13 protein-coding genes are annotated in these 11815 nt (G+C 55.2%); 8 read left to right on the top strand and 5 right to left on the bottom strand.

What is annotated here, in order from left to right; all coding sequences use genetic code 11:
• The first annotated feature begins 9 nt into the window (after positions 1-9).
• Positions 10-612, top strand: a complete 603-nt coding sequence (gene grpE / locus STH12_RS11020) for a nucleotide exchange factor GrpE (RefSeq protein WP_126167597.1) — start codon at positions 10-12, stop codon at positions 610-612.
• 76 nt (positions 613-688) lie between these two features.
• Here grpE and dxs read toward each other — a convergent pair whose 3' ends face one another.
• Genes dxs through xseB form a run of 3 tightly spaced genes read right to left on the bottom strand, consistent with a single transcriptional unit; the run spans position 689 to position 3698 of the window.
• Entirely contained in the window at positions 689-2557 is a 1869-nt protein-coding gene (gene dxs / locus STH12_RS11015; protein ID WP_126167596.1) for a 1-deoxy-D-xylulose-5-phosphate synthase, read from the bottom strand.
• A 20-nt stretch (positions 2558-2577) separates the two neighbouring features.
• Positions 2578-3459, bottom strand: coding sequence for a (2E,6E)-farnesyl diphosphate synthase (ispA, locus tag STH12_RS11010; RefSeq protein WP_126167595.1), 882 nt, complete (start codon positions 3457-3459; stop codon positions 2578-2580).
• Positions 3459-3698, bottom strand: a complete 240-nt coding sequence (xseB, locus tag STH12_RS11005; RefSeq protein ID WP_126167594.1) for an exodeoxyribonuclease VII small subunit — start codon at positions 3696-3698, stop codon at positions 3459-3461. Before xseB ends, ispA begins: the two co-directional genes overlap by 1 nt.
• Positions 3699-3988: 290 nt before the next feature.
• Here xseB and pomA point away from each other — a divergent pair, with 290 nt between their 5' ends.
• The 3 genes from pomA to thiI all read left to right on the top strand — a co-directional run bounded on the left by pomA (position 3989) and on the right by thiI (position 7340).
• The gene (gene pomA / locus STH12_RS11000) at positions 3989-4756 is read left to right on the top strand and encodes a flagellar motor protein PomA (protein ID WP_126167593.1); all 768 of its coding nucleotides are present in this window, start codon (positions 3989-3991) and stop codon (positions 4754-4756) included.
• 3 nt (positions 4757-4759) lie between these two features.
• Positions 4760-5710: a flagellar motor protein MotB gene (locus tag STH12_RS10995; RefSeq protein WP_126167592.1), complete on the top strand. Its 951-nt coding sequence runs from the start codon at positions 4760-4762 to the stop codon at positions 5708-5710.
• A gap of 175 nt (positions 5711-5885) precedes the next feature.
• On the top strand, positions 5886-7340 hold the full coding sequence (thiI, locus tag STH12_RS10990) for a tRNA uracil 4-sulfurtransferase ThiI (RefSeq protein ID WP_126167591.1): 1455 nt from the start codon (positions 5886-5888) through the stop codon (positions 7338-7340).
• A gap of 186 nt (positions 7341-7526) precedes the next feature.
• Here the strand turns inward: thiI and STH12_RS10985 are convergent, their stop codons facing one another.
• Complete coding sequence (locus STH12_RS10985) at positions 7527-7763, bottom strand: hypothetical protein (RefSeq protein WP_126167590.1); 237 nt, start codon at positions 7761-7763, stop codon at positions 7527-7529.
• Positions 7764-7951: 188 nt separating this feature from the next.
• Between STH12_RS10985 and STH12_RS10980 the strand changes: the two genes are divergently transcribed.
• The 4 genes from STH12_RS10980 to rlmM all read left to right on the top strand — a co-directional run bounded on the left by STH12_RS10980 (position 7952) and on the right by rlmM (position 11228).
• Positions 7952-8863 (top strand): transcriptional regulator GcvA, encoded by a 912-nt coding sequence (locus STH12_RS10980; protein WP_126167589.1) that lies wholly within the window; start codon positions 7952-7954, stop codon positions 8861-8863.
• A gap of 45 nt (positions 8864-8908) precedes the next feature.
• The gene (locus STH12_RS10975) at positions 8909-9559 is read left to right on the top strand and encodes an alpha/beta fold hydrolase (RefSeq protein WP_237158587.1); all 651 of its coding nucleotides are present in this window, start codon (positions 8909-8911) and stop codon (positions 9557-9559) included.
• Positions 9560-9600: 41 nt separating this feature from the next.
• Positions 9601-9987 (top strand): DUF423 domain-containing protein, encoded by a 387-nt coding sequence (locus tag STH12_RS10970; RefSeq protein WP_126167588.1) that lies wholly within the window; start codon positions 9601-9603, stop codon positions 9985-9987.
• A gap of 155 nt (positions 9988-10142) precedes the next feature.
• On the top strand, positions 10143-11228 hold the full coding sequence (rlmM, locus tag STH12_RS10965) for a 23S rRNA (cytidine(2498)-2'-O)-methyltransferase RlmM (protein ID WP_126167587.1): 1086 nt from the start codon (positions 10143-10145) through the stop codon (positions 11226-11228).
• A gap of 109 nt (positions 11229-11337) precedes the next feature.
• Here rlmM and STH12_RS10960 read toward each other — a convergent pair whose 3' ends face one another.
• On the bottom strand, positions 11338-11814 hold the full coding sequence (locus STH12_RS10960) for a DUF3224 domain-containing protein (protein WP_237158585.1): 477 nt from the start codon (positions 11812-11814) through the stop codon (positions 11338-11340).
• Between the last annotated feature and the right edge of the window lies 1 nt (position 11815).

Here is an 11815-nt window from a genome sequence, read left to right as displayed (position 1 = left end):
GGAGTAGAGATGAGCAACGAATCGACCAACCCCCAACAAGAGCCACTGGAACAGGTACAGGACACCGAAGTCGTCACTGATGAGGCGGCGCTGGTAGACGAGCTGACCCAGGCTAACTTCCGTATCGAGGAGTTGGAACAGGCCCTGGCCGCTGCCGAAGCCAAGGTAGAAGAGCAGAAGGACTCAGTGGTCCGTGCTGCTGCCGAGGTGGACAACATCCGCCGCCGCGCCGCTATGGACGTGGAAAAGGCCAATAAGTTCGCCCTCGAGAAATTTGCCAACGAGCTGTTGCCGGTACTGGACAACATGGAGCGCGCCCTGGCGGGTACCAACGCCGAAGATGAGGCCACCAAGGCCGTATTCGAAGGCGTTGAGCTGACCATGAAGACCCTGATGAATGCCGTCGACAAGTTTGGCGTAAAAGTGGTGGATCCTATGGGTCAGCCATTCAATCCTGAGCAGCATCAGGCAATTGGCATGCAGCCAAACCCTGAGGTGCCTGCCAACCACGTGATGGTAGTGCTGCAAAAAGGCTACGAGCTGAATGGTCGCCTGCTGCGTCCTGCCATGGTGATGGTATCGCAGGGCGGTGGTGTAGACACCCAGGCCTGATTCAGCGTGTGAAAACCGCTTTCAATAACAAAAAGGACTGCCGAGACAGTCCTTTTTTTATTTGCGATTCAGGCTATTAAGCTTCGATAAAGGCGCGGATTTGCCGCTCGATGCCAATAGCGTCGAGGCCGAGCTCGGTGAGGATCTCCTCCGGGCCACCATGCTTGATAAACTCATCGGAAATACCGATTTGCAGCAGTGGCTTAAGGCGATTCTTGCTGGCGAGGAACTCAAGGACTCCAGAGCCAGCGCCGCCCATGATGGCGTTTTCTTCCACCGTGATAAGCACATCGTGGTTTTCGGCAAGCTCAAGGATAAGGGCTTCATCCAGTGGCTTTACAAAGCGCATATCGGCCACGGTGGCGTTCAGGGCATCGGCAGCGGTCAAACAGGCGGCCAAAGTGGTGCCAAAGTTGAGGATGGCAATCTTCTCGCCCTGACGACGCTTCACACCTTTGCCGATGGCCATGGCGGTCATCTCTTCAATCTGCTCGGCACCTGTGGCACTGCCGCGGGGATAGCGCACTGCGCTTGGGCCCTTATCGTAGCTGTAACCTGTGTAGAGCATCTGGCGACACTCGTTTTCATCGCTTGGCGCCATGATCACCATGTTGGGGATGCAGCGCATATAGCTTAAATCGAAGGCGCCCTGATGGGTGGCACCATCGGCACCCACAATACCGCCGCGGTCGATGGCAAACAGCACCGGCAGGCGTTGCAGCGCCACATCGTGAATAAGCTGATCGTAACCGCGCTGCAGGAAGCTTGAGTAAATCGCCACCACCGCCTTAAAGCCTTCGCAGGCGAAACCGGCGCCCAGGGTGACCGCGTGTTGCTCGGCAATGGCGGCATCGAAATACTGTTTCGGGAAGCGCTGGGAGAACTCCACCATGCCGGAGCCTTCGCGCATGGCCGGGGTTATGGCCAGCACCTTGTCATCTTTTTCGGCAATGTCACACAGCCACTTGCCGAATACCTGCGAAAAGGTCGGCAGCCCCGGCTTGGTGGCCGGTTTGCGGAACTGAGTGGGATCGAACTTGGGCACGGCATGCCAGCCGATGGGATCTTTCTCGGCGGGCTCGTAGCCTTTACCCTTTTTGGTCATGATATGCAGGAACTGCGGGCCTTTGAGATCGCGCATATTGCGCAGGGTCTCGACCAGAGATTCCACATCATGGCCATCGATGGGGCCTATGTAGTTAAAGCCCAGCTCTTCAAACAGGGTGCCGGGTACCACCATGCCTTTGAGGTGCTCTTCGGTGCGTCTGGCCATCTCTTTGATGACCGGCATGCCCTTGAGTACCTTCTTGCCGCCTTCGCGGATGGTGGTGTACAGGCGGCCGGACATGAGTCTGGCCAGGTGATTGTTAAGGGCGCCGACGTTTTCCGAGATAGACATCTCGTTGTCATTAAGCACCACTAACATGTCTTTGTGCAGGTCGCCTGCGTGGTTAAGCGCTTCAAACGCCATACCGCCGGTAATGGCGCCATCACCGATAACGGCCACCACTTTACGGCCCTGGGCTTCTTTCTCGGCGGTTACCGCCATACCCAGGGCTGCTGAAATCGAGGTGCTGGAGTGCCCCACGCTGAAGGTGTCGTATTCGCTCTCTTCCCGCCAGGGGAAGGGGTGCAGGCCGTCTTTTTGACGGATAGTGTGCATACGGTCCCGTCGCCCGGTAAGAATTTTATGGGGATAGGCCTGGTGGCCCACGTCCCAAATAAGGCGATCGAAGGGGGTGTTGTACACGTAATGCAGCGCCACGGTCAGTTCAACCGTGCCCAGGCCCGAGGCGAAATGGCCGCTGGAAATCCCCACCGAGGTCAGCAGAAACTGCCTTAGCTCGTCCGACAGCTGTTTCAGCGCCGATTGGGGAAGTTGGCGCAGCTCATCGGGGGTGCTCGCCAGCGCAAGCAATGGATAGTTCGAAATGTCCAAACTCATAGCGAGATTCTTTATCTTTTTTATACACGTCGCTCGACGATGTAACGGGCAAAGTCTGCAAGTAGCTGGCTATTGTATGGCATTTTAGCCAGGGCTGATAGTGCGTCTGCCACCAGGGCATCGGCGGTCTGCCGGGCGCCGTCAAGGCCCAGCAGCTTGGGATAGGTACTCTTGTTGGCATCCAAATCCGACCCCTGTGGCTTGCCCAGCTCCTCGGTGGTGGAAGTGATATCCAAAATGTCGTCCTGAACCTGAAACGCAAGGCCAATCGCCTCGGCATAACTGAGCAGCGCACTGCGGTCGCGCTCGTTGGCCTCGGCCGCAATCAGCGCCAGTTCAACGGCGGCGCGGATAAGGGCGCCGGTTTTCAGGTTGTGAAGCTCGGTCAGGCTGTTTAAATCAATACTCTTGCCTTCGCTTGCCAGATCAATTGCCTGACCGCCACACATACCAAGATAGCCCGACGCTCGTGCGAGCGCGGCAATCATGGCCACCTGCAACTCGGGCTTGAGGCCTGAGCCGGGCTCGGCAATGATTTCAAACGCCAGGGTTTGCAGCGCATCACCGGCCAAAATGGCGGTGGCTTCATCAAAGGCAATGTGCACGGTTGGCTTTCCACGGCGCAGGTTATCATCGTCCATGGCCGGCAAATCATCGTGAATAAGCGAGTAAGCGTGAATACACTCGATGGCAGCCGCAAGCCGGTCCAGCTTGGCTTTATCGACGCCGAGCAGCTCACCTGTGGCATACACTAAAAAGGGCCGGATGCGCTTGCCGCCAATCAGGGCGCCGTGGCGCATGGCGGCTTTAAGTGCTGGCGCTGTGGCCGGCAGAGCATCGAGATGACTGGCCAGAATGGCATCGACACGGGACTGACACGCAGATAACGCAGCTTTGAGCATTATTCGCCCTCGGGCTGAAAATCGCTCAGGGGCGCATTGGCCTCATCGCTGAGCAAAATGGCCACCTTCTGCTGAGCCTGTTCAAGCTTGGCCTGACTGGCACGTACCAAGCCTATGCCACGCTCAAATTGCTTAAGGGCATCGTCCAGAGAGACTTCCCCCTGCTCCAGCTCTGCGACTATGCGCTCCAGCTCCGCCAAAGAGGCTTCAAAGCTCAGGTTTTCAGGTTTTTTGACCACGGTATTTGTTCCTGCTGTGTCGGCGTGCACAAGGTATCTCAGGAGGCTTACAGGGTCAAATTATGCGGGGGAATATTTGCTGTGCAGCACGCTTTGTTGCTGAATTTTTGTTAGAAAAAATAAATTGGCGCTAAACTTGCCGAAGGTCTGTCCGATAACTGAGAATAGTGATTGGTGTGTGAAGTCCCTGCCTTTTGGTAATAAGAGGGCATCCGACCGGCTTATTTCTGGCTGAATGACGGTTTTCCTTGGCCGCCATTCCCTCATGACTGCGTATTTAAGGAGCATCCGTGGATTTAGCAACCCTCATTGGACTGTTGGGCTCGTTCGCCTTCGTGGTCATGGCGATGGTGATGGGTGGCGGCCTCGCCATCTTTATCGACGTTCCCTCAGTGCTGATTGTGTTTGGTGGCACCTTGTTTGTGGTAATGATGAAATTCAACCTCAAGCAGTTTTTCGGTGCCGCCAAGATTGCAGTCAAAGCCTTTATGTTCAAAATCGACAAGCCCGAGGAACTGATTGAACAGTCAGTATCCATGGCGGATGCAGCCCGTAAAGGGGGCTTTCTGGCGCTGGAAGAAGCGCAGATCTCCAACAGCTTTATGCAAAAAGCAGTCGACATGCTGGTGGATGGTCACGACGGCGAAGTGGTGCGGGAAGCGCTGGAAAAAGACATTGCCCTCACCGAAGAGCGCCACAAAACCGGTATCGGTATCTTTAAGGCCTTCGGTGACGTAGCCCCGGCGATGGGGATGATTGGTACCCTGATTGGTCTGGTGGCCATGCTGTCAAACATGGATGACCCCAAGTCCATCGGCCCCTCCATGGCGGTGGCACTGCTTACGACCCTGTATGGCGCCGTTATCGCCAACATGCTGGCCATTCCCATTGCCGATAAACTGTCGCTGCGTATGGGCGAAGAAATGCTTAACCGCAACCTGATTATGGATGCGGTGCTGGCGATTCAGGATGGCCAGAACCCGCGGGTTATCGAGGGCTTCCTGAAGAACTATCTGGCGGAAAAATCCCGCAAGATAGACACCACAGACGGGGAATAGGCCATGGCAGCCAAGGCCAAGTGTGACTGCCCACCCCCAGGCGCGCCCATGTGGCTTGCCACCTTTGCGGATCTGATGTCGCTGCTGATGTGCTTCTTCGTGCTGTTGCTGGCGTTTTCCGAAATGGACGTCATGAAGTTCAAGCAGATAGCGGGCTCGATGAAGTACGCCTTCGGGGTGCAAAACAAGGTGGAAGTAAAAGATATCCCCAAGGGTACTTCGGTGATTGCGCTGGAGTTTCGCCCCGGCAAGCCCGAACCCACTCCCATCGAAATCATCAACCAGCAAACCAACGAGATGACCGAGCCTATCCTGGATTACCAGGAAGGTGAGAGCGACAGCGCCGGTGGTGTTCAGCAGCAGCAAGGCTCCCAGCGGGGAGGGCAGGCTTCGTCCACAGCCCAGGAAACCCAGCAGGAAAGCCAGAAGAGTGATGCGGCTTCTTCGCAGGATCAAATTAATCAGCAGGTCAAAAAGATGGCCGAGCAGCTGAATGAGCAAATTGTCGATGGCGCAATTGAAATCGAATCGCTGGGGCAGCAAATCATTATCCGCATTCGCGAAAAGGGCGCCTTTGGCTCCGGCTCAGGCTTCCTGCAACCCAGGTTCAGACCTGTTATTCGCGCCGTGGGCGAGCTGTTAAAGGATGTGCCCGGCATCATCACAGTATCGGGATTTACCGACGATATGCAGATCAGCAACGAGCTTTATTCGTCCAACTGGGAGCTGTCGTCCAAGCGGGCCGTGTCGGTGGCCCACGAGCTGGTGAAGGTAAAAGGTTTTGATGCCAGCCGCATGAAAGTGGTGGGCATGGGCTCCAACAATCCATTGGTGCCCAATGACTCGGCCGAAAACCGTGCCCGCAATCGGCGGGTGGAAATTGCCATTGAACAGGGCAAAGCCAAAGAGTCCGAAGAAATTCAGGTGAGCCCTCCCCCCGCCACTGGGCCCTGATCTGCGACTGTTTAAGATGTAACAAATAAGCTGTATCAAGCCCGGCCCAGGCCGGGTTTATTTTTGACCCTGCCCCCGGCAGCCTCTTTTTGATATAATCCCGCGATTGTTTGTTTGAACCCTGGTGTTCGCCGCCAAAACCGGCCGCGAGCGCTAACCTTTTGCTGGAAATCCCATGAAGTTTATCGTCAAGCTGTATCCCGAAATCATGATAAAGAGCAAACCGGTAAGAATGCGTTTTACCAAGATGCTCGAGTCCAATATCCGCAACGTGCTCAAAAAAATCGATGAGGACGCCCGGGTACAGCGCCAGTGGGACAAGATTCTGGTGAAGGTGCCCAAAGACAAGCCGGAGCTGACCGAAGTGTTTGCCGAGCGTCTGGCCTGCATTCCCGGCATTCACCATGTGCTGGAAGTGGCTGAATTTGATTACGAAACCGTTGACGATATCTATCAGCATGCCTTGTCTGTCTACAAGGATGCGTTGAAGGACAAGACCTTCTGCGTGCGGGTAAAGCGTTCAGGCCAGCAAAGCTTTACTTCCATTGAAGTGGAGCGTTATGTGGGCGGTGGCCTGAATCAGTTTACCGAGGCCAAGGGCGTTAAGCTGAAAGACCCAGACATGACCATTCAGCTCGAAATCGACCGTGAAAAGCTGTACATGGTGTGTCGCCGCATCGAAGGTCTGGGCGGTTTCCCGATTGCAGCTCAGGAAGATGTGCTGTCGCTTATCTCCGGCGGCTTCGACTCCGGCGTGGCCAGCTTCCAGTTTATCAAGCGCGGTTCACGCACCCATTACTGCTTCTTTAATCTTGGCGGCGCCCAGCACGAAATTGGGGTAAAGCAGGTGGCTTACCATCTGTGGAAGACCTACGGCGAGTCTCACAAGGTGAAATTCGTGACCGTACCTTTTGAAGAGGTGGTGACCGAGATTCTTGAGCGCATCGAAAACGGCCAGATGGGCGTGGTGCTCAAGCGGATGATGATGCGCGCCGCTACCCGCGTGGCTAACCGTATGGGCGTGCAGGCGCTGGTTACCGGCGAGAGCCTGGGCCAGGTGTCGAGCCAGACTCTGACCAACCTGAATGTGATTGACCGCTGCACCGATCTGCTGATCCTGCGCCCGCTTGTTACCATGGATAAGCCGGACATTATCAAACAAGCGCGTCGCATAGGTACCGAAGACTTTGCAGCCTCCATTCCTGAATACTGTGGGGTGATTTCCCAGCGTCCTACCGTGAAGGCGGTGCTGTCCAAGGTGGAAGCCGAAGAGCAAAAATTCTCTGAAGATCTGCTCGACCGGATTCTGGCCAAGGCCGAAGTGATTGATATCCGCGATATCGCCATTTCCACCGCAGAAGCCGTTGCCGAGACAGAAACCGTGTCGGCCGCCGAGGGCAATGAGGTCATCATCGATATCCGCGCGCCGGAAGAAGAAGAGGCCAAGCCGCTGGAAGTGGACGGTGTTGAAGTGAAGGTGATCCCCTTCTTCAGACTCGCCACCGCCTTTGCTGACCTCGACAGCAGCAAGACATATCTCTTGTACTGCGAACGCGGTGTGATGAGCAAACTGCAGGCCCTTTATCTGCAGGAGCAGGGCCACAGCAATGTGAAGGTGTATCGCCCTTAAGCTTTGCCTTATACATTAGCGGCCTTTGGGCCGCTTTTTTGTTGCCTGAGAATAGCTTAGCCAAGTTTGGCGCAGCAAAAAGCCGCACTCGAGGGTGCGGCTTTTTTGTGTCTTGCCGTTTTGCGCCTGTTTTATCGGCGCCTGGCTATTTAGGCATTGGCCTTTTGTATGGCGGTATCGCCAGCTTTATTCCGCCTTGGGTGCAGCCTTCTCTTCTTTGGCCTCGTCTTTGCTGGCCAGCAGCATAACCTGGCCTTGCTTGTTGTCTTTCAGCTCCTGATGAATGTTGGCCATGTTCAGGCTCAGCTCGGCGCTGATGGCATCGTGCAGGGCCTGGGTGTCGAACTGGATCTCAGTTTCGCTGGCAGTGGCAGACAGTGAAGCAAAGAGTGCAAAAGCAAATACGGTTTTCAGATTGAACATGGGGCGCCTCCGGGCAGCATTAATTGCGACATCTTGGTCGCTCGCCAGGCGTGCTTATTCCGACTTAAAGCCGCCCGACCATCTCGTTTGTTGGCGCAAAATTTACTCAAAAGCCCTTCCATTAACAAACGATAAAATGTAACAATGCGGATTAGAAAAACTAATTAAAAAATGAGAGTGGGATCACCATGTCAAGACGACTTCCTCCCCTCAATGCGGTGAAGGCATTTGAGGCGGCAGCACGGCATCTTAGTTTTACCCGGGCCGCAGAAGAGCTGTTTGTAACTCAGGCGGCGGTCAGCCATCAAATCAAGGCGCTGGAAGACTTTCTGGGATTAAAATTATTTCGCCGAAAAAACCGCTCTCTGCTGTTGACCGAAGAAGGTCAGAGCTATTTTCTCGACATTAAAGACATCTTTATCCAGCTGGCCGATGCCACCGACCGTCTGCTTGCCCGCAGCGCCATCGGTTCGCTTACCGTGAGCATGTCGCCAAGCTTTGCGATTCAGTGGCTGGTGCCAAGGCTTGCCAAGTTCAGTGAAAAGAACCCAGAAATCGATGTGCGTATCAAGGCGGTGGACAGCGAAGAAGGCTCGCTTACCGACGATGTTGACGTGGCGATTTATTATGGTCAGGGCAACTGGGCGGGGCTCCGGGCCGACAAGCTGCGCAATGAAGTGCTGATTCCCGTGTGTTCCCCCATGCTGCTGAGCGGCCCCAAACCGCTTGAAAAGCCGTCAGATCTTAAGCATCACACCCTGCTGCACGATATGAGTCGCCATGACTGGCAGGCCTGGTTCCGTCAGTGCGGCGTAACCGATGTGAACGTGAATCAGGGGCCGATTTTCAGCCACTCGTCTTTGGTGCTGCAGGCAGCGGCCCATGGTCAGGGCGTGGCACTTGGCTACAGCGTGCTGGCCCGTCCTGATATCAAGGCTGGCCGCCTGGTGGTGCCGTTTCAGGAAGTGCTGGTGAGTAAAGATGCCTACTATCTGGTGTGCCAGCAAAATCACGCTGAGCTTGGCAAGATTGTGGCGTTTCGCGAGTGGATGCTGGACATGTTTGCCGAAGAGTCCCGCAGCGAGCTGCTGCCCGGCTGACGACGTGGACTCTTCGTTTAACACAATGAATAAGAAAGGTTGTAGATGACGTTAACAATGCTTCCTGAGTGGCTGAAAGTCGATGGCCCGCAGGATAAGCCGCAGACGCTGGTACTGTTTGCCCATGGCGCCGGGGCGGATATGGATTCTGATTTTATGGTGGCCATGGCGAAGCTGCTGTCGGATAAAGGCGTAACTGTGGTGCGCTTTAATTTCCCCTATATGCAGCAGCGGCTTGTGGACGGCAAGCGCAGGCCTCCCAATCGGGCCCCAGCGCTGCTTGAATGTTTTAACGAGGCCATTTCGCTGGTGAATGACGTCTATGCCCCGGGCAAACTCTATTTGATGGGTAAGTCCATGGGCGGTCGTATGGCCGCGATTGTGGCTGGCGATGAGACCATTGGCGACAAGCTCGCTGGGGTGGTCTGTCTGGGGTATCCCTTTTTGCCGCCCAAGGGCAAAGAGGTCAGGCTTGAGCCGTTGCAGCAGTGCACGGCGCCGCTGCTGATTATTCAGGGCGAGCGCGACAGCTTTGGAAACCGGGCGCAGCTGGCCCAGTGGGATATCCCTGAGCGGGTGGCCGTGCAGTGGATCCCGGACGGGGATCACAGCCTGAAGCCACGCAAGTCGTCAGGGCACACCGAAGCGGCTAATCTGGCGGCGGCCGCCGAGGCCTGTTTCGGGTTTATGAAATAGGGCCTTTGCGATTAACTCATTAGCGATAAAGAGGATTCAAGGTGAATAGAGGTCTGTTTTTGTTTGCATCTGTCAGTGGCTTTTTCGCCGTGGCGCTGGGGGCCTTCGGCGCCCATGGCCTTAAAAACCTGGTGTCCAGCGAGATGGTTGACGTGTTTAATCTGGCGGTGGAATACCAGTTCTACCATACCTTTGCCATTATCGCGGTCGCCTTTGCCTGGCACTTTATCAAGTCGCGACTGCTGGGCTGGGCGGCAGGCTTTTTTATTGCCGGCATGGCACTGTTTTCGGGCTCACTCTACGCGCTGGTGCTGACAGGCTCCAAGTGGTGGGGGCCTATCACCCCGCTGGGTGGCACCTGCTTTTTGGTGGGCTGGCTGCTGCTTGGCACCGCTGTGTGGCGTAACCGTGTTATCGACGGCGAATAAGCCGCCCTGGCGTAAAGATGCTTCTGGCGTAATGCCATTCACCACCAAGCCTTCGGGCTTGTGATATACTCCCCGCAATTTCCATTCAGGTGGCCAGGCTGTGAGCTTGAGCCGCCTCGTATCAATGTAACAAACAACGGCAACCAAGAACTGCAATGAAAAACCTGTTTTTATACTGTCGCGCCGGTTATGAAAAAGACTGCGCCGCTGAAATCCAGCAGCGTGCCGCCGAGCTCGGTGTGGGCGGCTTCGTCAAAGCCAATCGTGATGAAGCCTTTGTGGTGTTTCAGGGCTTTGCCGATGATGACGGCGACCGTCTGGCAGCCGAACTGCCGCTGGATTCATTGATTTTTGCCAGACAAATGTTTGCCTGTGGCGACCTCCTCAGCGACCTGCCAGCCGAAGACAGGGTAAGCCCGCTGACTGCCGCTCTTGCTGATGTCGCCCGCGGTGGTGAACTCAGGGTCGAAACGCCGGATACCAACGAAGCCAAAGAGTTGTCGGCGTTTTGCCGTAAATTCACTGTGCCCCTGCGCCAGTCATTGCGAAAACAGGGCATTTTGCTCGATAAAGAAAACCCACGTCGCCCTATTGTGCACGTGTGCTTTATCGGTCCTGGCAAGGCCTATGCGGGCTATTCGCTGTCCAATAACAGCTCGCCCCATTATATGGGTATTCCACGGCTTAAATTCCCGGCCGATGCGCCAAGCCGCTCAACCCTGAAGCTCGATGAAGCCTTTATTCACTTTATCCCAAGGGAAGAGCATGAAACCCGCCTGCGAAGCGGCCTCAATGCGGTGGATTTAGGGGCATGCCCCGGCGGCTGGACCTATCAGCTGGTGCGTCGCGGCATGATGGTACATGCCATCGATAACGGCCCTATGAATCACGATTTGATGGAAACCGGGCAGGTGACTCACCACCGCGCTGATGGTTTTAAGTTTGAGCCCGCCCGCCGCAATATCTATTGGCTGGTGTGCGACATGGTGGAAAAGCCTGCCCGCGTGGCAGAACTAATGGAATACTGGGCGATTCAGGGTTGGTTTAAAGAGGCGATTTTCAACCTTAAGCTGCCGATGAAGAGCCGTTACAAAGAGGTATCGCAGATCCTTGCCAATATGCATGCCATCCTCAAGGAAAACGGCATCAATGAGTTCCATCTGGCCTGTAAGCACCTTTACCACGACCGTGACGAAGTGACAGTGCACCTGTGGCTGAAACCCAGCTCGCCCTGGATTTAATCCCTCAGTCTAGCGGTCAGGGTTTATTCGATAAAAAGGCGCCTAAGGGCGCCTTTTTATCGATTCAAGATTAGCTCTCAACTTTTGTTCCTGCATCCCTTGCTGCTGATTAGAGCTGGTAGTGGAGAATATAAGAGTGAGTACCGTCTTTCTGGATGATCTCCAGTGTGCCCGAAATGTTGGCTAGCTCATCGGTGCCAGAGCCAGGCAATACATAAATTTCCAGCCTTTGCTCTTCGGCCGACATAAAGCCCGAGTGGATCAAGGTAAACGCCCCTTGCTTGCCCGCAACCGAGCCTGAAAACTCTTCTACCGCGGAATAGGCCGCAGCGCCGCCGCTTGTTCTTTTACTTATCATCTGGCCAATGCCACTGCCGACCAGGTCACCGCTATAGCTTTTGCGAATGATCATTCGGCCTGCCGGAGCCTCAGTATCCTGTTGTGGCTCCAGCGCTATTTCAAAACTTCCTGATGCAATCCCTGATGCTGTCATTGGCAATTCCTTCTCCTGTGTTGCCGCATTTACGGCAAATACGGCGGTAACTAGAACAGCGCCCCAAATCCGATAAATCAACCCTGGTGCCATA

This window comes from Shewanella khirikhana (assembly GCF_003957745.1).
GTDB classification, from domain to species: Bacteria; Pseudomonadota; Gammaproteobacteria; order Enterobacterales; family Shewanellaceae; genus Shewanella; species Shewanella khirikhana.
This window is presented reverse-complemented; position numbering and strand designations above follow the sequence as displayed.

Bases quoted from the DNA above. Each gene is read 5' to 3' on its own strand.
- grpE (WP_126167597.1), top strand. From the start codon at position 10: ATGAGCAACGAATCGACCAACCCCCAACAAGAGCCACTGGAACAGGTA.
- rlmM (WP_126167587.1), top strand. From the start codon at position 10,143: ATGAAAAACCTGTTTTTATACTGTCGCGCCGGTTATGAAAAAGACTGC.
- STH12_RS10975 (WP_237158587.1), top strand. From the start codon at position 8,909: ATGACGTTAACAATGCTTCCTGAGTGGCTGAAAGTCGATGGCCCGCAG.
- thiI (WP_126167591.1), top strand. From the start codon at position 5,886: ATGAAGTTTATCGTCAAGCTGTATCCCGAAATCATGATAAAGAGCAAA.
- STH12_RS10960 (WP_237158585.1), bottom strand. From the start codon at position 11,814: ATGGCACCAGGGTTGATTTATCGGATTTGGGGCGCTGTTCTAGTTACC.
- STH12_RS10985 (WP_126167590.1), bottom strand. From the start codon at position 7,763: ATGTTCAATCTGAAAACCGTATTTGCTTTTGCACTCTTTGCTTCACTG.
- STH12_RS10995 (WP_126167592.1), top strand. From the start codon at position 4,760: ATGGCAGCCAAGGCCAAGTGTGACTGCCCACCCCCAGGCGCGCCCATG.
- ispA (WP_126167595.1), bottom strand. From the start codon at position 3,459: ATGCTCAAAGCTGCGTTATCTGCGTGTCAGTCCCGTGTCGATGCCATT.
- dxs (WP_126167596.1), bottom strand. From the start codon at position 2,557: ATGAGTTTGGACATTTCGAACTATCCATTGCTTGCGCTGGCGAGCACC.
- STH12_RS10980 (WP_126167589.1), top strand. From the start codon at position 7,952: ATGTCAAGACGACTTCCTCCCCTCAATGCGGTGAAGGCATTTGAGGCG.